The organism is Paracoccus amoyensis, from assembly GCF_014490725.1.
Taxonomy (GTDB): domain Bacteria; phylum Pseudomonadota; class Alphaproteobacteria; order Rhodobacterales; family Rhodobacteraceae; genus Paracoccus; species Paracoccus amoyensis.
This window is the reverse complement of sequence record NZ_JACOQL010000002.1, coordinates 328,195-348,284: the sequence shown is the minus strand read 5'-3', so window position 1 is coordinate 348,284 and position 20,090 is coordinate 328,195. Positions and strand designations below refer to the sequence as shown.

At 61.9% G+C, this 20,090-nt stretch carries 15 protein-coding genes; 12 read left to right on the top strand and 3 right to left on the bottom strand.

Going from position 1 to position 20,090, the window contains the following annotated elements:
• Window positions 1-75 precede the first annotated feature (75 nt).
• Complete coding sequence (locus H4P12_RS06495; RefSeq protein WP_187792859.1) at window positions 76-1,986, top strand: potassium transporter Kup; 1,911 nt, start codon at window positions 76-78, stop codon at window positions 1,984-1,986.
• A 37-nt stretch (window positions 1,987-2,023) separates the two neighbouring features.
• Here H4P12_RS06495 and pepT read toward each other — a convergent pair whose 3' ends face one another.
• Entirely contained in the window at window positions 2,024-3,268 is a 1,245-nt protein-coding gene (gene pepT / locus H4P12_RS06490) for a peptidase T (RefSeq protein ID WP_187792858.1), read from the bottom strand.
• Between the two features lie 216 nt (window positions 3,269-3,484).
• Here pepT and H4P12_RS19000 point away from each other — a divergent pair, with 216 nt between their 5' ends.
• Together H4P12_RS19000 and H4P12_RS06480 are read left to right on the top strand one after the other, a co-directional pair.
• Window positions 3,485-5,173 carry a M10 family metallopeptidase gene (locus H4P12_RS19000; RefSeq protein ID WP_187792857.1) on the top strand — a complete coding sequence of 563 codons (1,689 nt, stop codon included), beginning with the start codon at window positions 3,485-3,487 and terminating at the stop codon, window positions 5,171-5,173.
• Window positions 5,174-5,242: 69 nt separating this feature from the next.
• Window positions 5,243-5,812, top strand: coding sequence for a DUF2585 domain-containing protein (locus tag H4P12_RS06480; protein ID WP_187792856.1), 570 nt, complete (start codon window positions 5,243-5,245; stop codon window positions 5,810-5,812).
• Between the two features lie 51 nt (window positions 5,813-5,863).
• On the opposite strand, the gene H4P12_RS06475 is transcribed toward H4P12_RS06480, so the two are convergent.
• Entirely contained in the window at window positions 5,864-7,060 is a 1,197-nt protein-coding gene (locus H4P12_RS06475; protein ID WP_187792855.1) for an MFS transporter, read from the bottom strand.
• 12 nt (window positions 7,061-7,072) lie between these two features.
• Window positions 7,073-7,897 (bottom strand): aldo/keto reductase, encoded by an 825-nt coding sequence (locus tag H4P12_RS06470; protein WP_187792854.1) that lies wholly within the window; start codon window positions 7,895-7,897, stop codon window positions 7,073-7,075.
• A 125-nt stretch (window positions 7,898-8,022) separates the two neighbouring features.
• Between H4P12_RS06470 and H4P12_RS06465 the strand changes: the two genes are divergently transcribed.
• The 9 genes from H4P12_RS06465 to nirD all read left to right on the top strand — a co-directional run bounded on the left by H4P12_RS06465 (window position 8,023) and on the right by nirD (window position 20,085).
• Window positions 8,023-8,961, top strand: coding sequence for a LysR family transcriptional regulator (locus H4P12_RS06465; protein ID WP_343069775.1), 939 nt, complete (start codon window positions 8,023-8,025; stop codon window positions 8,959-8,961).
• A 112-nt stretch (window positions 8,962-9,073) separates the two neighbouring features.
• Complete coding sequence (locus H4P12_RS06460) at window positions 9,074-10,498, top strand: SLC13 family permease (RefSeq protein WP_187792853.1); 1,425 nt, start codon at window positions 9,074-9,076, stop codon at window positions 10,496-10,498.
• A gap of 133 nt (window positions 10,499-10,631) precedes the next feature.
• Complete coding sequence (locus tag H4P12_RS06455) at window positions 10,632-11,792, top strand: glycerate kinase family protein (protein ID WP_187792852.1); 1,161 nt, start codon at window positions 10,632-10,634, stop codon at window positions 11,790-11,792.
• A 339-nt stretch (window positions 11,793-12,131) separates the two neighbouring features.
• Window positions 12,132-13,925 (top strand): phosphomethylpyrimidine synthase ThiC, encoded by a 1,794-nt coding sequence (gene thiC / locus H4P12_RS06450; RefSeq protein ID WP_187792851.1) that lies wholly within the window; start codon window positions 12,132-12,134, stop codon window positions 13,923-13,925.
• Window positions 13,926-14,029: 104 nt separating this feature from the next.
• Window positions 14,030-14,617, top strand: a complete 588-nt coding sequence (locus tag H4P12_RS06445) for an ANTAR domain-containing response regulator (RefSeq protein WP_187792850.1) — start codon at window positions 14,030-14,032, stop codon at window positions 14,615-14,617.
• Window positions 14,614-15,795 carry an ABC transporter substrate-binding protein gene (locus H4P12_RS06440; RefSeq protein ID WP_187792849.1) on the top strand — a complete coding sequence of 394 codons (1,182 nt, stop codon included), beginning with the start codon at window positions 14,614-14,616 and terminating at the stop codon, window positions 15,793-15,795. Before H4P12_RS06445 ends, H4P12_RS06440 begins: the two co-directional genes overlap by 4 nt.
• A 295-nt stretch (window positions 15,796-16,090) precedes the next feature.
• Window positions 16,091-17,302, top strand: coding sequence for an MFS transporter (locus H4P12_RS06435; RefSeq protein WP_187792848.1), 1,212 nt, complete (start codon window positions 16,091-16,093; stop codon window positions 17,300-17,302).
• An 18-nt stretch (window positions 17,303-17,320) separates the two neighbouring features.
• Window positions 17,321-19,756, top strand: coding sequence for a nitrite reductase large subunit NirB (gene nirB, locus H4P12_RS06430; protein ID WP_187792847.1), 2,436 nt, complete (start codon window positions 17,321-17,323; stop codon window positions 19,754-19,756).
• Window positions 19,753-20,085: a nitrite reductase small subunit NirD gene (gene nirD, locus H4P12_RS06425; protein ID WP_187792846.1), complete on the top strand. Its 333-nt coding sequence runs from the start codon at window positions 19,753-19,755 to the stop codon at window positions 20,083-20,085. The genes nirB and nirD overlap by 4 nt, the downstream gene beginning before the upstream one ends.
• The last annotated feature ends 5 nt before the right edge of the window (window positions 20,086-20,090 follow it).

Sequence of the window (20,090 nt, the reverse complement as noted above, 5' to 3'; positions counted from 1 at the left end):
TATCCGTATCGCTTCTTTATGCAGCGATCCGCATATCTGCGTCTTCACGTCCTGTGCAGGTGAAGAAAGACTGACATGACCAGCATAACCGATGTTCCCGAAACCGTAACCGAGACCGCCCACCATCCGCAAAGCAGCCTGCCGGCGCTGTCACTGGCGGCTTTGGGCGTGGTTTATGGCGATATCGGCACCTCCCCCCTTTATGCCTTCCGCGAGGCGATGCACGCGGCAGGCGTGGCGCATGGCGGTGTCGAACGTGCCGATGTGCTGGGCGTTCTGTCGCTGATCACCTGGGCGCTGTTGCTGATCGTGACGGTGAAATATGTGCTGATCCTGCTGCATGCGGATAACGACGGCGAAGGCGGCACGCTGTCGCTGCTGGCATTGGCGCAGCGGGCGATGGGCCGCCCAAGCTGGTGGATCGTGCTGCTGGGCCTGATCGGTGCCGCGCTGTTTTATGGCGACGCGGCGATTACGCCCGCAATTTCGGTCCTGTCAGCCGTCGAGGGGCTGAAGGTCATCGCACCGGGTCTGCAACCCTTTATCCTGCCCATTGCCGCGGTCATCATCATCGGCCTGTTTCTGGTCCAGAATCGAGGCACAGCGGCCGTCGCCCGCCTGTTCGGACCGATCATGCTGGTCTGGTTCGCGATGCTGGCGGCGGGCGGGGTTTACCGCATGATGGGCGATCTTTCGATTCTGTCGGCGCTGAACCCGATCCACGCCGTCACCTTTGTTGCGGGCAATGGCACGCTGGGCCTGATCGTGCTGGGCGCGGTCTTTCTGGCCGTGACCGGGGCCGAGGCGTTATATGCCGATATGGGCCATTTTGGCCGCAAGCCGATCCAGCTGGCCTGGCTGTTCGTGGCATTTCCGGCGCTTTTGCTGAATTATTACGGTCAGGGCGCGCTGATCCTGTCGCAGCCGGAAACCCATGAAAACCCGTTTTATCTGCTGTATCCCCAGAAACTTCTGCCGGTTGTGGTGCTGATGGCCACGGTCGCCACGATCATCGCCAGCCAGGCCGTGATCACAGGCGCATTTTCCATCACCCAACAGGCGGTGCAGATGAAACTGCTGCCGCGCATGCGCATCCGCCACACCTCGGATGAACAACAGGGCCAGATCTACATGCCCGCCGTGAACGGTGTCCTGCTGGTCGCGGTGCTGCTGCTGGTGGCGGGCTTTGGCAGTTCATCGGCACTGGCTTCGGCCTATGGGATCAGCGTCACCGGCACGATGGTCGTCACGGCGATTCTGGCCATGGTGGTGATTCACAAACATTGGGGTCTGTCGCTGGGCCTGTCGGTGGCCATCATGCTGCCTTTCCTGTTGATCGACCTGGTTTTTCTGGGCGCCAACCTGATGAAGGTCGCCGAGGGCGGCTGGCTGCCCTTGTGCATGGCCGCAGCCATGGTCACGATCATGCTGACATGGAGGCGCGGCACCATGATGTTGCAGAAAAAAGAGGCCGACACCGCGCTGCCGATGAAAACCCTGTTGCCGCAGCTTGAATCGGAATCGATTGCCGCCGTTCCCGGCACGGCCATCATCCTGACGGCCAGTCCCGACAAGATACCGACGGCCCTGCTGCACAGCCTGAAGCATTTCAAGGCATTGCACGAACAGAACATCCTGCTGACGATCAACACCGCCAACATCCCGCGCGTCTCGGAAAACGATCGCGTTGAAATCGAGACCCTGACCCCTCGCCTGCGCCGCGTCACACTGAATTACGGCTATGGCGAAGAACCGGATGTTCCCAAGGTGCTGATGCAGCTGCGCCGCATGGGCTGGCAGTTCGACATCATGTCGACCTCGTTCCTGCTGTCGCGCCGGCGCCTGCGCCTGTCCACCCGCAGCAACATGCCCGGCTGGCAAGCGCGGCTGTTCATCTGGCTGTCGCGAAACTCTGCCGGGCCATCGGATTATTTCCGCATCCCGGCAGGGCGCGTGGTCGAGATCGGGACGCAGGTGAACGTCTAGGCACACACAGAATCAGCCGATTTGCGGTTGTGGCAGATCAATCGGATGGGTCCACTGCGGCCTGAACCAGATGAAGACAAAATTCGGTCGCCCTGGACATGTCCTGAACCGAGACCCATTCCAGCGGGCCATGGATATTCTGCATGCCCGTGAACAGGTTCGGCGTCGGCACGCCCATTTCGGTCAGGCGTGAGCCGTCGGTCCCACCACGGATCGGGACGGAAACAGGCTCGAGACCGGCCTTGCGGCTGGCCTCATAGGCAAGATTGACCGGCGTCATGTCCTTTTCCAGCCAATAGCGCATGTTGCGATATTGCGGGGTGATGGTGCAGGTGATGGTCGCCCGCGGCTCTGACGCCTGGACGGCAGCGCAGATCTGGCGCAGCATGTCGCCCTTTTGCTGCAAGCCCTCCATCTCGAAATCGCGCAGGATCAGGCTGATGCGCATTTCGGTAGAGCCGCCGGTCATGCCGGTCGGGTGGATGAAGCCTTCGCGGCCCTCGGTCACTTCCGGGGCCATCGTCGATTGCGGCAACATGGCAATGATTTTCGCGGCCAGCGTGATCGCGTTCACCATCTTGCCCTTGGCCCAGCCGGGATGAATCGAAACCCCCCGAACGACGATTTCCGCCCCGTCGGCCGAGAAGCTTTCATATTCGATCTCACCGACCGCACCGCCGTCGAAGGTATAGGCGAAATCCGCGCCCAGATCCTTGGGCAGGCGCGGACCCACGCCCCGGCCGATTTCCTCGTCCGGGGTAAAGGCCAAACGGATCGTCGGGTGCTGCAGTTCAGGATTTGTCAGCAGATGCCGCGCCGCCGTCATGATGATCGCCACGCCCGCCTTGTCATCCGCGCCCAGCAGCGTGGTCCCCGACGCAGTCACGATATCGTGGCCGATCTTTTCAGCCAGATAGGGAAATTCGTCGGGTGACAAGGACAGGTCCGCATTGTCGGGAAAGGTGATGGCACCGCCGTTATAGCCACGCAGGACACGCGGCTTGACCCCTGTTGCGTTGAATTGCGGGGCCGTATCGACATGCGCCAGCAGCCCGACGACCGGACCGGGAGCGGTGCCCGGAATTGTGGCCAGCACGACGCCGTAATCTGTCAGTTGCACATCCGCTGCACCCAGATCCGACAGCTCTTTTTCCAGCAGGCGCAGAAGATCGAGCTGAATTTCAGTGCTGGGCGATGAGGAAGACGACGCATCGCTTTGACTGTCGACAGATGCGTAGCGGATAAGGCGTTGCTCGACTTCCTGATCGAATTGGCGTGACATGGGCGTTCCTTTCTGTTGCGGCAAGAAAGGTGACGCGGCCGGGCAGAGTCAAGGCCGATGGCGGTCCCGTCAGGTCGGACGACCCCCCTTTGGACGGCGCAAGCATGAGGGGCCGCATTTCGGCCGCCTGACATGACGTCGCAATTCACTTGCGTCATCAGGGCAGGGATGCTTTAGGCCATTGAGTGTTGACGATGCGACGATTTGAGGGCTGCGATGTCGGGTATTGGTAAATCGATTTTTCATGTCTCGAACACCGGCAGTAATTTCATCGACGGCATCATTGGCGGCACCGCATGGGACGGCGCGATCACATATTCCTTTCCACGGGGTTTCCATTCCTATGGCAGCTACCCGAAGTCATGGGAACTTGCGTCGGAACGCAACGGATTTGAACCGTTCTCAGCAAGTGCACGACAGGGTGCCATCCAGATCCTGAATGACGCCAGCCCCAGAGGTGCGTTTTCGGTTGAGGGGCTGACCAACGTCAATGTCCATGCAGGCACTGCCACAAACGCCACGATCCGCTTTGGCTATACCGCGATGGAAAGCAGCACCGCAGTCTATTATGGATATTCCTGGTTGCCGGAAGTCGATGGCTTCTGGGGATCATCCTATGCCGCACGTGCCGGCGATGTCTGGCTGAACCCTGATTTCAACAGAAATCTGGAGCCCGGAAACAGGGCGTGGTACATCACCATGCACGAAATCGGCCACGGCATCGGACTGAAACACCCCTTCGATTCCGCTCCCAAAATGGCGGATCGTTATGACAATATGTCAAATACGGTGATGAGCTATTCGGCCTATTCGGGGGCCAAGAACAGCTTTTCAAATGCATCAATCGACTATCCGCAAACTTATATGCGGTCCGATATCGCCGCGCTGCAACATATGTATGGCGCGGATTACAGCACCAATTCGGGCAATACCGTCTATCGGTGGCAACCCGGAAACGGAAACACGGTGATCGACGGCGTGGTGGCCATATCGCCCCATGAGAACAAGATATTCCTGACCATCTGGGATGGGGGCGGGACTGATACCTATAATCTGGCCCGTTATCACAGTGATCTGCGCATCGATCTACGGCCCGGCAAGCCGTCGCATTTCGGAACCGAACAGGACGCCGATCTGGGCGATGGGCGATCTGCGGCGGGCATGGTCTATAACGCCTATCTACATCACAACAATCGCGACTCGTTGATCGAAAACGTCATTGCAGGGACGGCGGCTGATCGCATCATCGGCAATGTCGTTGCCAACGATCTGCGCGGTCAGGGCGGAGAGGACCGGCTTAGCGGGCTTGGCGGCAATGATACGCTGCGGGGCGGTCATGGTGACGATACCCTGCTGGGCGGGCTTGGGAACGATATCCTTTTCGGCAATCAGGGCGCTGATCTGTTGAACGGTGGCCAAGGCCGCGATGAGATAAGCTTTCTGCGTGCCAAGGCTGCTGTGACGGTCGACCTGACCGAGGCAAGGGGAACCCGTGGCGAGGCGGCTGGCGACCGCTATATCGCCGTCGAAGATATCGTGGGCTCTCGTTTCCACGATGTCCTGATCGGCGACGTCCGCGCCAACAAGATCGTCGGGAATGGCGGCCGTGACCTGATCGACGGGCGCGGTGGAAATGACCACTTGTCGGGCGGTGCCGGGGCCGATGTCTTTGTCTTTGGACCGGGCCGGACACATCGCGACATCATTGCCGATTTCGGTCTGGGCGGCGTTGACGATCATATCAGGATGGCGGGGTTTGGCGGTTACGAAACCTATCGTCAGCTGCGCAACAACATGACGCAATCCGAGGGCGACGTGCATATCGGCGACCGTGACGGCGATCTGATCGTGATCGAGGATACGCTGCTGGCCACGCTTGACCGCGACGTGTTCCTGTTCGCCTGACCTCTGGCCAAGGCTTCGCGCCTGCGATAGGGCCGAGGAAAAATTCCTTCGGCAATGGTTGGTGCGTTGATGTCATCCCGTAAATACCTGCCCTATTTCCTGACTGCGGCCATTGTCGTTGCGGCCGCCGCCTATCTTTTGTGGATCGGGCGCGAGCCGATCTGCAAATGCGGCTACGTCAAGCTGTGGCATGGCGAAACGATGAGTTCCGAAAACTCTCAGCATATCGCGGATTGGTATACGCCATCGCACCTGCTGCACGGGATCATCTTCTATGGCCTGCTGTGGCTGTTTGCGCGGCGTGTGCCATTCGTCTGGCGGCTGATGATCGCCACATTGATCGAGGCGGCATGGGAACTGGTCGAAAACTCTGACGCGATCATCGAGCGTTACCGGGCCGTCACCATCTCGCTGGATTATTACGGCGACAGTGTCCTTAATTCGACCGCCGACATCATCGCCATGATCGCCGGCTTCTTTCTGGCCAGCCGATTGCCGGTCTGGGCCTCGGTCGCGCTGGTGATCGGGTTCGAGTTGCTGACCATGTGGATTATCCGCGACGGGCTGACGCTGAACGTCGTGATGCTGCTGTATCCACTGGACGCGATCCGCGAATGGCAGGCGGCGTTGTCGCACTGAAAAGGGCCAGACCCCGAAGGTTCCGGCCCGACGCACATGTTCACGCGTCACTTATGCGTTGCACAAGTCCGCTTGTGCCGTGCTGCGTTGGCGGCCCAGCCAGACCAGCCCCAGACCGGCCGCGGCAAGCACCCCACCGGCAACCGGCACCATCGCATAGCCCAGACCGGCGCTGATCACGGCGCCCCCGACCGCTGCACCGATCGCGTTGCCAAAGTTGAACGCGCCGATGTTGATCGAGGATGCCAGACCCGGAGCTTCGGACGCGGCCAGCATGACGCGGGTCTGAACGGGCGGGACGACGGCAAAGGCCGCGGCGCCCCAGACCAGCAGGATGATCGCGGCACCGGCCTGCGTGCCAACCACCAGCGGTATGACGACCATGATCGCGGCCAATGCGCCAAGAAAGATCGCCGTCGCACCATCCAGTGACCAGTCGGCCAGCTTACCGCCCAGCCAGTTGCCGATGGTAAAGCCAATTCCGATCAGAACCAGCGCCAGCGTCACAAAGCTGTTCGACGCGCCGGTCAGGGTTTCCAGCATCGGGGCGACGTAAGTATACAGCGTGAACATCGCGGCCGAACCCATGATGGTCGTGCCCATGGACATCAACACCTCGGGGCGGACCAGAACGCGCAATTCGCGGCCGACGTTGGGCCGTTGTCCCGGCATGCCCTTGGGCAGGGCAAAAGCCAGTGCGGTCATCGCGATGACGCCCAGAACCGCGGTGCCGGCAAAAGCTTCGCGCCAGCCGATCTGCTGACCGACCCATGTGGCAACCGGAACGCCGCCGATATTGGCGATGGTCAGGCCCATGAACATGGTGGCCACCGCGCTGGCCTGTTTGTCCTTCGGCACGACGCTTGCGGCAACAACCGCCCCCAGGCCGAAGAAGGCGCCGTGGTTCAGGCTGGTCACGACCCGCGCGATCAGCAGCGTGGCATAGCCCGGCGCCATGGCCGACATCAGGTTGCCGATGGTGAAAATCGCCATCAGCGCCATCAGCGCCGTCCGCTTGCCAAAGCGGCTGAACAGCAGCGTCATGATGGGCGCACCGGCCATCACGCCAATCGCATAGGCGCTGACCAACAGCCCCGCCGAGGGGATCGACACCCCCACGCCATCGGCGATGACGGGCAGCATGCCCATGGGCGAAAATTCGGTCGTGCCGATGCCAAAGGCACCGATTGCCAGCGCCAGAAGCGGCCAGTTGATGCCGCTGCGCGCCCCGGTGTTTACAGCTTCCATTGGAAATTCTCCTTACGCCGCCCAGTCGGGGGCAAGCCCTTCCGGGCTGACGATGCGGCCGTTCGGGCTGGCCAATGCGGAAATCGCAGCCATATCCTGATCGGCCAGGGTAAAGTCGAAAATAGCGGCGTTCTCGGCGACGCGACCCGGATTGGCGGTTTTGGACAGCGCGACAAAGCCCTGCTGGATCAACCAGCGCAGGCCAACCTGTGCCGCCGTCTTGCCGTAACGCGCACCGATATCCTGCAACAGCGCATCCTGCGGCACACGGCCATCGGCCATGCCGTAATAGGCGGTGATCGCCGTGCCGGTCTCACGCGCCGTCGCAATCATCGCGCTTTGGTCCAGATAGGGATGCAGCTCGATCTGGTTCGTCACGATGGGGGCATTCGCCCGTGAGATTGCCTGTTTCAACTGCGATGAATTGTAGTTGCTGACCCCGATGAGCCGGGTTTGACCGGCCGCCCGAACCTCGTTCAGCATGGCGACCTGATCGGCCACCGGAACGCTGTCGCCCGGCCAGTGCAGCAACAGCAGATCGACCTGATCCACCTTCAGCCTGTCCAGGCTGTCCCGGACGGATGCGGCGAATGACGCGTCGCTGTAATTCTCGACCCAGACCTTCGTGGTCAGAAACAGATCGTCGCGCTTCACGCCGGCCGCCTGCAGGGCGCGGCCAAGGGCGGCTTCGTTGTTATAGATCTGCGCGGTATCGAAATGGCGAAATCCCGCATCCAAAGCGGCGGGAACCACGCGTTCGACCTCGGCATCCGACATGCGGAATACGCCAAAGCCCAAGGCCGGGATATTCGCTCCATGTGCTGTGACAAACTGCATGTTCTTCTCCTTTCCGGCGGCGCTGCCGCCTGGTTCATTCCAGAGGGGTCTGCGTTTCGCGTTCACGAGGGCGTAGATAACCCCATCACCACCGCTTGATAATCACCGCAAATGCCACATAATCTGTGAACCAGTTTCACAGATGGGCCAGCCAGATGGACAATCGCGCCGGAGAAATGCAGGTTTTCCTGCGCGTCGTCGAAACCGGCAGTTTTTCCGAAGCGGCCCGATTGCTGATGATGACACCGTCAACCGTCAGCAAGCTGATCGGGCGGATCGAAGCCCGGCTGGGCGTGCGATTGCTGGAACGGTCCACCCGCAAGCTGTCGCTGACGACCGAGGGGCGCATCTATTACGACCGCAGCAAGCATCTGCTGGATGAGCTGGACGAAATCGAGGTCGAATTGTCGCAAGGCGCCGCCAGTCTGGGCGGCGTGGTGCGGGTCAGCACATCGGTTGGCCTTGGCGTCGTCGCGATCGAGCCGTTATTGCCCGTTTTCTGGCAGGCACATCCGAAAATCACCATCGACCTGTCCCTGTCGGATGAAATGGTCGATCTGTATCTGGACCGGACCGATGTCGCCTTTCGTGTGGGGAAGCTGGACAGCTCCAGTTTAACGGCGATCAAACTGGGCAGTGCGCAGCGCAAGATCGTTGCCGCACCCGAGTATCTGGCGCAACATGGCGTGCCCCAAACCATCGACGATCTGGAACACCACAGCTGTCTTGGCTTCAATTTCCGCCGCTCGTCGCCGCTTTGGCCATTGCGCGACAGCGGGCGCGTGATCGACCGCAACGTGTCGGGTCCGCTGATGGCCAATAACGGTGCGACCGTCAGGCATATGGCATTGGCGGGAATGGGACTGGCCCGCATGGGCGAGTTTCATATCCGCGAAGATCTGCGCTCTGGCCGGCTGGTCGAAGTGATGCCGCACGCTGTCGACGGGGATTGCGAGGATATTCACGCCGTCTTTCTGGGCGGCGGGCAGATGCCGCATCGGGTGCGTGCCTTTCTGGATTTCATGACGCCACGCCTGCGCGAATTTCTGGCCGCAGCGGTCTGAGGGGGCCGCCAGATCGTCCGCCAGATCGCCCGCCCGTCATCCCGGTCGTCATGATACGCGGAATATTCGCGGGATAGCGCCGTAAGCCCCTTGTTGGAATACGGAGGCGACCATGACCGCATTGACCCTGAACCGGACCCCGCTGCCCAAGCCACGGCATCTTCTTGTCGGCTTGGCGGCCCTTGGCATCATCTGTGGCGGCATTGCGCTGCCCGGTGCATGGCCGGGCGACGCGCGCGCGGTTTTGGTGGCGATGGCCTTGGCGGTGCTGGGCTGGACCTGCACCCGGTTGCCGGAATCGCTGATCGCGCTGGCGGCGGTCCTTGGGCTGGTATTGGGCGGCACCTTACCAGAGGATATGCTGTTTGACGCCTTGGGCAACGAGTTGATCTGGCTTCTGCTATCCGCCTTTATCATCGCGGCGGTCCTGAAGGATGCGGAGATGGCACAAAGCCTGATCGCACCGCTGACCCGTCGCCCGATCCGCTTTGATGCGTTTGCGATGCTGCTGACCTTGGCGATTGCGGCGACAGGATTCGTCCTTCCCTCGACCTCGGGACGTGCCGCATTGTTGATGCCGGTCTTTGTCGCGCTGGTCGCGGTCATGCCGGATGCCCGGTTGGTCAGGCCGCTGGCGCTGATCTTTCCGACCGTGATCCTGATGTCCGCGGGCGGTTCGCTGATCGGGGCCGGTGCGCATCTGCTGGCGGCGGAAAGTATCCGCGCCGCAACCGGCCTGCGATTGGGCTATCTGGATTGGGCAGCACTTGGGCTGCCCTTCGCATTGCTGGCCAGTTTTGCCGGCACGACGTTGATCCTGTGGTTGTTCGTCCCCACGGACCTGCGCCGCGCACGGATCAGGGCGGCAATGCCAACCCCGGTCCCCCGGGACTTGCGCGCCCGTCAGCACCGCATTTCGCTGGTTCTGGCGAGCATCATCGGGTTGTGGCTGACGGCTGGCCTGCATGGCACCAGCATGGCGCTGATTGCGCTGATCGGCGCGCTGCTTCTGCTGACCAAACCATTCACCCCCCGCAGGCCGAAAGAGATGTTTCGCGCCGTCGATATGGAATTGCTGCTTTATATGGCCGCCACCGTGCTGCTGGCACAGGCGATGACGCGGACCGGGGCGGATCGCCGCCTTGCCGAGCTGGCCTTGTCCGTCCTGCCGCCGTCCTTGGCTGGCAATCTGCCGGTTGTCGCGACACTGTTGGCGGTGATCGCGGTGCTGGCGCATTTGTTCATCACCTCACGTTCGGCCCGCGCGGCGGTGTTGATCCCGGCGGTCGCGCTGCCCTTGGCGGGTTTGGGGCATGATGCTGCGCTGATGATCCTGATTGCCGTGATGGGAACGGGATTTTGCCAGACGATGACGGCGTCGGCCAAGCCGGTGGCGATCTTTGCCAATGCGGATCAGCCAACCTTTGCGCAGAAAGACCTGCTGCGTCTGGCGATGCCGCTGATGCCCGTCGTGACTGTGTTGCTGATTACCTTTGCGCTGACGATCTGGCCCGCGCAGCTTGCACTTCTACGCTGACATCTCGGGACATCAACGGATTGAAAAGGCGGAGGATATCCGCCTTTTTCTTTTGTGCAGAAAAATGAACCCGCGCGGGAATAAGTTGGTGATCGACCCGTAATCCTGTCACCAGAACATGAAAGGACAGGCAATGACACTGACTGTTTTGATCGCGCCCTCGGGCTTCAAGGAATCACTGTCGGTAGATGAGGTGACACGCGCGATTGCCAAGGGGGTCCGCAAGGCAATCCCGGACGCAAAAACGCTGTCCGCGCCGATGGTCGACGGGGGCGAGGGCACGACCCGCGCCCTGATCCACGCCACCGGAGGCAGGATAATCCAGACGCGGGTCACTGGCCCGGTTGGCGACCAGGTGGACAGTTTCTGGGGCCTGATGGGCGGTGAGGGTTCCCGAACCGCGGTGATCGAGATGGCGGCCGCTGCCGGCCTGTCGTTGGTGCCCCGTGATCGGCGCGACCCCACCCTGACGACCAGTCGTGGCGTGGGTGAACTGATGCTGCAGGCGTTGGATCAGGGTGTTGAGCGCATCCTGATCGGTTGCGGCGACAGCGGCATCAACGATGGCGGCGCGGGCATGGCGCAGGCGCTTGGCGCCAGGTTGCTGGATGCCAAGGGCGATGACTTGCCGGCTGGCGGCGGTGCGCTTGCGCGATTGGCCAAGATCGACCTTGGCGGTCTGGACCCACGCCTGACACACACGCAGATCGACGTGGCCGTGAACTGGCACAACATGCTGCTGGGCCAAAAGGGCGTGGCGCGTGTCTTTGGCCCGCAGAAAGGCGCGACGCCGCAGCAGGTCGATCAGCTTGAACAAGGGCTGGACTGCTATGCCGCGCATATCAGGACGGAAACCGGGATCGACCTTGCGCCCATGCAGGGAGCCGGGGCCTCGGGCGGGTTGGGCGCCGGGCTGATCGCCTTTGCCGGGGCAAAACTGCATCCGCGTTTCGATATCATGCTGCAATATCTGGATTTCGACCGGCTGCTCGATCAGGCCGATCTGATCATCACCGCCGAAGGGTCGCTGGACGGGCAAAGCCCCTATGGCAAAGTCCCATGCGAGGTCGCCCGCCGCGCCGCAGCCCGTGGCATCCCCACGATTGCGCTGGCCGGCACCATCGGCAAAGGTGCCCGTCAGACATATGATCACGGTATCGCGGCCTTTACCTCGATCGTGAAACGCCCCTGTTCGCTGGAAGAAGCCATCGAGAAGGGCGAAAAATTGCTGCGCCGCGCGACCGAGGATGCGATGCGGATGATGCAGGTCGGCCGTCGTCTGGCGGCGCATTGATCGCCTCTCTGCCCCATATTGCGGCAACGCCTGAACCTGGCAGCCCACGGCCAACGTGGGCGATCCGATCTGCATGCCCAGCCGCGAAAATGGCGGTTGACCCGCCCCGCAAAAACGACAATGCTGCCCCCACGTCAGGGGAGTCCCGCCTTAGGGGACTGAGAGGCTGATTGGGGGCAAAGCCCCGGTGAAGCGACCCTTTGAACCTGACCCAGTTGACACTGGCGTAGGAAGACCGAAGGGCGATTTCCCCAGATGCAAAAGGGGCGGTCCTTTCGGGCCGCAAGGCCCCTTTCTGCCAGCCGTTCACTTGGGTCTTTTCGCAAAGAGGAGACCAGAATGAACAAGCCCGTTCCCGCCATCACCACCGGTGCTTTGCCCGCTTCACGCAAGATCCATCTGCCGGGGCAGATGCATGATATCCGCGTGCCGATGCGCGAAATCGCCATTTCAAACGAAGACCCGCTGCGGGTCTATGACAGCAGCGGCCCCTATACCGACCCGGATTGCCAGACCGATATTGCCAGAGGATTGGCCGATCTGCGCGGCGATTGGCTGATCACGCGGGGCGATGTCGAAGCCTATACGGGGCGCAAGGTGATCCCGGCGGATAACGGCTTTGCCGAGGGCAAGCGCCTGACGCCCGCCTTTCCCATCCAGCGCCCGCCCTTGCGTGCCGTGAACGGTCGCGCGGTGACGCAGCTTGCCTATGCCCGCGCGGGCATCATCACGCCGGAAATGGAATTTGTCGCGATCCGCGAAAATGAAGGCCGTATCGGGGCGGCGGCGCGTGATGGCGAAGCGTTTGGCGCAGAGCTGCCCGATCTGGTGACGCCCGAATTCGTGCGCGCCGAAATCGCCGCCGGTCGCGCGATCATCCCCGCCAATATCAACCACCGCGAATTGGAGCCGATGATCATTGGCCGTAACTTCAAGGTCAAGATCAACGCCAATATCGGCAATTCCGCCGTCACCTCGTCGATGGAGGAAGAGGTGGACAAGATGGTCTGGGCGATCCGTTGGGGTGCCGATACCGTCATGGACCTGTCCACGGGCCGCAATATCCACAATATCCGCGACTGGATCATCCGCAACGCGCCGGTGCCCATCGGCACGGTGCCGCTGTATCAGGCGCTGGAAAAGGTCGGCGGCGTGGCCGAAGACCTGACATGGGAAATTTTCCGCGACACGCTGATCGAACAGGCCGAACAGGGGGTGGATTACTTCACCATCCACGCCGGTGTGCGGTTGCACATGATCCCGATGACGGCGCGGCGGGTGACGGGGATCGTGTCGCGCGGCGGCTCGATCATGGCGAAATGGTGTCTGCATCATCACCGCGAAAGTTTCCTCTATGACCATTTCGCCGAAATCTGCGACATCATGCGCGCCTATGATGTCAGCTTTTCCCTTGGCGACGGGTTGCGCCCCGGGTCCATCGCCGATGCCAATGACGAGGCGCAATTCGCCGAGCTGCGCACCCTGGGCGAGCTGACCAAGATTGCCTGGGCCAAGGATTGCCAGGTGATGATCGAGGGGCCGGGCCATGTGCCGATGCACAAGATCAAGGCCAATATGGACGAGCAGTTGAAGCACTGCCACGAGGCACCCTTCTATACGCTCGGGCCCCTGACCACCGATATCGCGCCCGGCTATGACCATATCACCAGCGCCATCGGGGCCGCGATGATCGGTTGGTTCGGCACCGCGATGCTGTGCTATGTCACGCCCAAGGAACATCTGGGCCTGCCTGACCGCGACGACGTGAAAACCGGCGTCATCACCTATAAGCTGGCCGCCCATGCCGCCGATCTGGCCAAGGGGCATCCGGGCGCTCAGCGGCGCGATGATGCGCTGTCTCGCGCCCGGTTCGAATTTCGCTGGCAGGATCAGTTCAACCTTGGCCTTGACCCGGACACCGCCCGTGCGATGCATGACGAAACCATGCCCGCCGAGGCCCATAAGGTCGCCCATTTCTGTTCCATGTGCGGGCCGAAATTCTGCTCGATGCGGATCAGTCACGACATCCGGGCCGAGGCCGAAAAGCAGGCGGGGATGGACAAGATGGCCGAATTGTTCCGCGAAGGTGGGGAATTGTATGTGCCGCTGAAAGAGGATGAGCTGGTAAAGTAGCCTGCCAGCCCCGGTGCTTAATTACCGGGCAATCGCGCAGAAGGCGCGGCGTCAACGCAGCCTTGTCGTTGCGTTGACGCCTGCTTCTGTGCATCCACGGGGATATGGCCAATCGCTTGCTGATCGTCGTTGTCGAACCAGACCCGGACCGGGCGCAACCCATCGTCGATGGGCTGCGGGATACCGGCGATCACGACATCCGCATTATCGCTGAGCCATCCGGGCTGGCGCGTCAGGTGGCTGAATTGCGCCCCGATATCGTGCTGATCGACATTGCCAATCCATCCCGCGATGTGCTGGAGGAACTGGCGTTGGCCGCAGGGCCGGAGCAGCGCCCGGTCGCCATGTTCGTTGACCGCTCGGACGAACAGCTGACACGTTCGGCCATCGAGGCCGGGGTTTCGGCCTATGTCGTGGACGGATTGCGGCCGGACCGGATCAAGCCCATTCTGGACGCCGCCATCGCCCGCTTTCACATTCTGCAACGGCTGCGAACCGAACTGATCGCCACCCGTGCCGCGCTGGAAGAACGCAAGATCATCGACCGCGCCAAGGCCGTGCTGATGAAGGCGCGCGGCATCGACGAAGAGGCCGCCTATGGCCTGCTGCGCAAGACCGCGATGGATCAGGGCAAGCGCGTCGCCGACATTGCCCAGCAACTGGTCATGGCGGCGGGGCTGCTGGGCAAATGACGCAACTGCGCCTTGGCTATGTCCCGCTGATCGACGCCGCCCCGCTGATCGTCGCGCATGAACTGGGCTTTGCGGCCGAGGAAGGGCTGACCCTGGACCTGATCCGGCTTGGCGCCTGGGCGCAAAGCCGCGACATGCTGGGGGCAGGTCTGATCGACGCGGCACATATGTTGGTGCCGATGCCCATCGGGCAGGCGCTTGGGCTTGGCCCGCTTATGCCCGAACTGGATCTGGTGATGTTCCTGTCCCATGGCGGTCAGGCCATCGCTATCAACCGGGCCATCGAGACGCGGTTGCGGGCACGCGGCCACAATTTCGACTTTGCCGATGCGCGATTGGCGGGCCGCGCCCTGCGGCAGGTCGTGACAGGCCCGCTGCGGATCGGTGTGCCCTTTGCCTTTTCCACGCAGCTGGAGCTGACCGACCGCTGGCTGACGGTCAGTGGCTTTGTCTCTGATGAAATCGACCTGATCACCGTCCCGCCGCCGCTGATGGCCGATGCCATTCAGGCAGGCGATGTGGACATGTTTTGCGTAGGCGAGCCTTGGGCATCCTTTGCCGTCGAACGCGGCGTTGCGACGCTATTGCTGCCGGGCACCGCAATCTGGGCCGCGCCGCCCGAAAAAGGCTTGGTGCTGCGCCGCGACTTCACCGAACAGCAGCCAGACGAAACCGGCGCGTTGATGCGGGCTTTGTGGCGGGCGGGACGGTGGCTGGACGACCCGGATCATCGCGGCCTTGCCGCCGAAATCATGTCACGCAGTCACTATCTGGACCTGCCCCCGGAACTGGCCGAACGCGGCCTGAACGGGCGGCTGATGATTTCAGCCGCGGGTGAGCTGCGCGATGCCCCCGGCTTTATCGCCTTCAACGCGGGTGCGGCCAGCTTTCCATGGCGCAGCATCGCGGCACTGATCGCACAGCGCATCGCGTTGCGGTATGGGCTGGACGCTGGCGCCGCGATGATCCGCGCGATGCAGCATTTCCGAACCGATCTGTATCGCCAACACCTGCGGCCGTCGGGGGCACCCCTGCCCGGTGCGTCGTCGCGGCTTGAGGGGGCCTTGTCGCAAGACCGGGTGGTGCCTGCGGAAAAAGGCCAGATGATTCTGCGTGCAGACAGCTACTTTGACGGCCTCACGTTCGAACCGCCAGCGTCGCAGTCATCCAAAAACTGACTAAATTCCGGGCAACTCGGGCAGCAATCGCATGAATTTTTTGCGGCGCAGCATATGCACCCGCGATTTTTGCTGCCCCGCAGCATTGATCCTTGTTGCGGCTGTGGTTCGGGACAATCATCCAGTCATGGCCCGGCGCAATGGCGCGTCCCCGGCCTGATCGCAACGATGCGGCATTTTTGCTGAAAGCGTGCCTGCGGCCTGCCGTCCTTTGCCCCATTCGGGCGGCTGCCCCGTCCCGCACGCTTTCCGACAGCCACTGCAAACCAGTTTTGCCATCGGAGCATCAAGGCCAATGACCACCCCATCCCCCCAGGATGCGCGCCATGCGCTGAGCCTGTCCACCTTCGCCTTTACCATCTGCTTTGCCGTCTGGACGATTTTTTCGATCATCGGCATCCAGATCAAACAACAACTCGGCCTGTCCGAGACTCAGTTCGGCCTGCTGGTCGGCATGCCGATCCTGACCGGTTCGCTGGTCCGTCTGGGCTTGGGCGTGCTGACCGACCGTCTGGGCGGGCGCATCGTCTATACCCTGACGATGCTGGCCGCGGCGCTGGCGACGTTCTTGTTAAGCTGGGCCACGACCTATCCGCAAATGTTGGCAGCCGCGCTTGGCGTCGGGCTGGCCGGTGGCTCGTTCGCGGTCGGTGTCGCCTATGTCTCGCGCTTTTTCGAGGGCAAGAAACAGGGCACTGCGCTTGGTATCTTTGGTGTCGGCAATGTGGGCGCTGCTGTCACCAAATTCGTCGCGCCCTTTGTCATGGTCGCCCTTGGCTGGGAAGCGACCGCCCAGATCTGGGCCGCTGCACTGGTCGTCACCGCGATCCTGTTCTGGATGTTCAGCAAGGACGACCCCGTCACCGCCGCCCGACAGACCGAGAAACTGCCGCTGCGCAGCATGAAAGCCGAATTGGCCCCGTTGAAGAATGTGCAGGTCTGGCGCTTCTCGGCCTATTACTTCTTCAGCTTTGGCGGGTTCGTGGCGCTGGCCCTATGGCTGCCGCACTACCTGATCGGTGTTTACGGATTTGACGTGAAAACCGCAGGCATGGTCGGTGCGGCCTATTCGATCCCGGCCTCGGTTTTTCGCGCCTATGGCGGCGTGCTGTCGGACCGCATCGGTGCCCGCAGGGTGATGTATGGGACGCTGATCGTTTCAGCGGTCTGCGCGGCGGTCCTGTCCATGCCGGCCAATGCGCCGGTCACGATGTTTCTGGTCGTGATCTTCGTGCTTGGCTTCTTCATGAGCCTGGGCAAGGCCGCTGTCTACAAGCACATACCGACCTATTACCCCGCGAATGTCGGCGCGGTTGGTGGGCTGGTCGGCATGATCGGTGGTCTGGGCGGCTTCTTCCTGCCGATGTTATTCGGCTGGCTGAAGGATGAAACCGGCCTGTGGTCCACCTGCTTCATGGTGATCTTTGCGCTGGTCGTCGGATGCCTGATCTGGATGCACGCCTCGATCCGTCGGATCGATCGCAACCCTTCCCTGCAAGCCGCCTGAATTCAAGGAGTGCCAGCTATGAAAAAGAAACTTGTCATCATCGGTGCGGGCATGGCCTCGGGCCGGATGCTGGAACATCTTCTTGAGGCCAATCCGGACGCCTATGACGTGACCCTGTTCAATGGCGAGCCGCGCGGGAACTATAACCGCCTGATGCTGTCGCCGGTCCTGTCGGGCGAAAAGACCTATGACGATATCGTCACCCATGACGATGACTGGTATGCCGCCCATGGCGTCGATTGCCGCTTTGGCGAACCTGTCGTGCACATTGATCGCGACAGGCGGATCGTCCATTCCAACCTGTCCAGCGCCGAATATGACGCGCTGGTCATCGCGACAGGCTCGGCACCCTTCATCATCCCCGTCGTGGGCAAGGAACTGCCGGGCGTCGTCACCTATCGCGATCTGGAAGATACCAACGCCATGATCGACGCGGGTATGGCGGGCAAGGAGGCGGTCGTCATCGGCGGCGGGTTGCTGGGTCTGGAAGCCGCCGCAGGCATGGCCGCGCGCGGGGCGAAAGTCACAGTCATTCACCTGATGGGCCACCTGATGGAGCGGCAGCTGGACCCGGCGGCAGGATACCTGCTGCAAAAGGATCTGGAGCGGCGCGGTATCACCGTCCATTGCAAGGGCGCGACCAAGGCGATCATGGGTCATGGCCAGGCCGAGGCCGTGCTGCTGGAAGACGGCACCGTCTATCCCGCCGATCTGGTCTGCATGGCCGTGGGGATCCGCCCCGAAACCCGCATCGCCGTCGACGCCCATCTGGAGGTCGAACGCGGCATCACCGTCGATGACACCCTCCGCACCAGCGATCCGCATATCTTCGCGCTTGGCGAATGCGTGGAACATCGCAAGCAATTGTTCGGTCTGGTCGCCCCGCTTTACGATCAGGCCAAGGTGCTGGCGAAAACCCTGTTGGGCGAGGCCGCCGAATTTCAGCCGGTGCAAACCGCGACCAAGCTGAAAGTCACCGGCTGCGATCTGTTCAGCGCCGGCGACTTTGCCGAAGGCGAGGGCCGCGAGGATATCGTGTTCCGCGATCCGGGGCGCGGCATCTACAAGCGTCTGGTGTTGGAAAATGACCGCATCATCGGCGTCGTCATGTATGGCGATACCGCCGATGGCAGCTGGTTCTATGGCCTGATGAAAGACGGCGCCGATATCCGCGAGATGCGCGATACGCTGATCTTTGGCCCGGCCTTTCAGGGGGGTGCCGCACCGGACCCTATGGCGGCCGTTGCAGCCTTGCCGCCTGAGGCGGAGATCTGTGGCTGCAACGGCGTCTGCAAGGGCACCATCGTTCAGGCCGTCCAGAACGGCGCAACCACGCTGGACGCGGTGCGTGCCTGCACCAAGGCCAGCGGATCTTGCGGCACCTGCACCGGGCTGGTGAAGCAGGTGATGGCCCTCACCCTTGGCGGCGCGGTCGTCGAGGCGCCGACAGGCATGTGCAAATGCACCGATCACACACATGAGGATGTCCGCCGACTGATCACGTCGATGGGTCTGAAATCCATCCCTGCGGTTTTGCAGGAACTGGGCTGGAAAACCGTTGGCGGATGTCATTCCTGTCGCCCGGCGTTGAATTTCTATCTGCTGGCGGAATGGCCGCTGGACTATCAGGATGACCGCCAGTCGCGTTTCGTCAACGAACGCAATCACGCCAATATCCAGAAGGACGGCACCTATTCGGTGGTTCCGCGCATGTGGGGGGGCGTCACCACGCCCGCTGAATTACGCGCCATCGCCGACGCAGCCGACAAATACAATGTCCCCATGGTCAAGGTGACGGGTGGCCAGCGCATCGATCTGCTGGGCGTCCGCAAAGAGGATCTGCCCCATATGTGGGCCGATCTGAACGAAGCCGGACTGGTCAGCGGCCACGCCTATTCCAAAGGGTTGCGCACGGTAAAAACCTGCGTGGGCAGCGAATTTTGCCGGTTTGGCACGCAGGATTCGACCGGCCTTGGCATCCGACTGGAAAAACTGCTGTGGGGATCGTGGACCCCGCACAAGGTCAAGCTGGGCGTATCCGGTTGCCCCCGCAACTGCGCCGAGGCGACCTGCAAGGATGTGGGCGTCATCTGCGTCGACAGCGGCTACCAGATCAGCGTCGCCGGCGCAGCGGGAATGGAGCTGAAGGAAACCGAAGCCCTTGCCGCAACCCCGTCCGAAGATGAAGCGGTCGAGATCATCACCGCCTTTGTCCAGCTTTACCGCGAAAGTGCCAAATATCTGGATCGCCCCTATAAATGGGTCGCCAAGGTCGGTCTTGACTGGGTCAAGGACCGCGTCGTCGCCGATCTGGAAAGCCGCCGCGCATTGGTCGCCCGGTTCGAGATCAGCCAATCGGTCTATCGCAAAGACCCTTGGGCCGAACATTCCACCACGTCCGAAATGCCCAAATGGGCACCCCTTGCCGATCTGACATTGGAGGCTGCGGAATGACCCTTTTCGTTGATATAGGCGCATTGGACGATATCCCGCAGCAGGGTGCGCGGGTGGTCAAGACGGCACAGGGCTGCATTGCGGTGTTTCGCACCGCTGATGATACGGTCTTTGCGCTGGATGACCGCTGCCCGCACAAGGGTGGCCCGCTGTCCGAGGGCATCGTGCATGGCACATCCGTCACCTGCCCGCTGCATAACTGGGTTTTCGACATGAATTCGGGTCAGGCGCAGGGCGCGGATCAGGGCATGGTCCGCACCTATCCGATCCGGGTCGAGGCCGGCCGCGTCCTGATCAGCGCCAGACTGGCCACCCGCAAAGCCGCCTGAAAGGG

Coding starts and splice junctions, on each gene's coding strand:
- H4P12_RS06435 (WP_187792848.1), top strand. CDS start 16,091: ATGACCACCCCATCCCCCCAGGATGCGCGCCATGCGCTGAGCCTGTCC.
- H4P12_RS06495 (WP_187792859.1), top strand. CDS start 76: ATGACCAGCATAACCGATGTTCCCGAAACCGTAACCGAGACCGCCCAC.
- nirD (WP_187792846.1), top strand. CDS start 19,753: ATGACCCTTTTCGTTGATATAGGCGCATTGGACGATATCCCGCAGCAG.
- thiC (WP_187792851.1), top strand. CDS start 12,132: ATGAACAAGCCCGTTCCCGCCATCACCACCGGTGCTTTGCCCGCTTCA.
- H4P12_RS06480 (WP_187792856.1), top strand. CDS start 5,243: ATGTCATCCCGTAAATACCTGCCCTATTTCCTGACTGCGGCCATTGTC.
- pepT (WP_187792858.1), bottom strand. CDS start 3,268: ATGTCACGCCAATTCGATCAGGAAGTCGAGCAACGCCTTATCCGCTAC.
- H4P12_RS06460 (WP_187792853.1), top strand. CDS start 9,074: ATGACCGCATTGACCCTGAACCGGACCCCGCTGCCCAAGCCACGGCAT.
- H4P12_RS06470 (WP_187792854.1), bottom strand. CDS start 7,897: ATGCAGTTTGTCACAGCACATGGAGCGAATATCCCGGCCTTGGGCTTT.
- H4P12_RS19000 (WP_187792857.1), top strand. CDS start 3,485: ATGTCGGGTATTGGTAAATCGATTTTTCATGTCTCGAACACCGGCAGT.
- H4P12_RS06440 (WP_187792849.1), top strand. CDS start 14,614: ATGACGCAACTGCGCCTTGGCTATGTCCCGCTGATCGACGCCGCCCCG.
- H4P12_RS06455 (WP_187792852.1), top strand. CDS start 10,632: ATGACACTGACTGTTTTGATCGCGCCCTCGGGCTTCAAGGAATCACTG.
- H4P12_RS06475 (WP_187792855.1), bottom strand. CDS start 7,060: ATGGAAGCTGTAAACACCGGGGCGCGCAGCGGCATCAACTGGCCGCTT.
- H4P12_RS06445 (WP_187792850.1), top strand. CDS start 14,030: ATGGCCAATCGCTTGCTGATCGTCGTTGTCGAACCAGACCCGGACCGG.
- nirB (WP_187792847.1), top strand. CDS start 17,321: ATGAAAAAGAAACTTGTCATCATCGGTGCGGGCATGGCCTCGGGCCGG.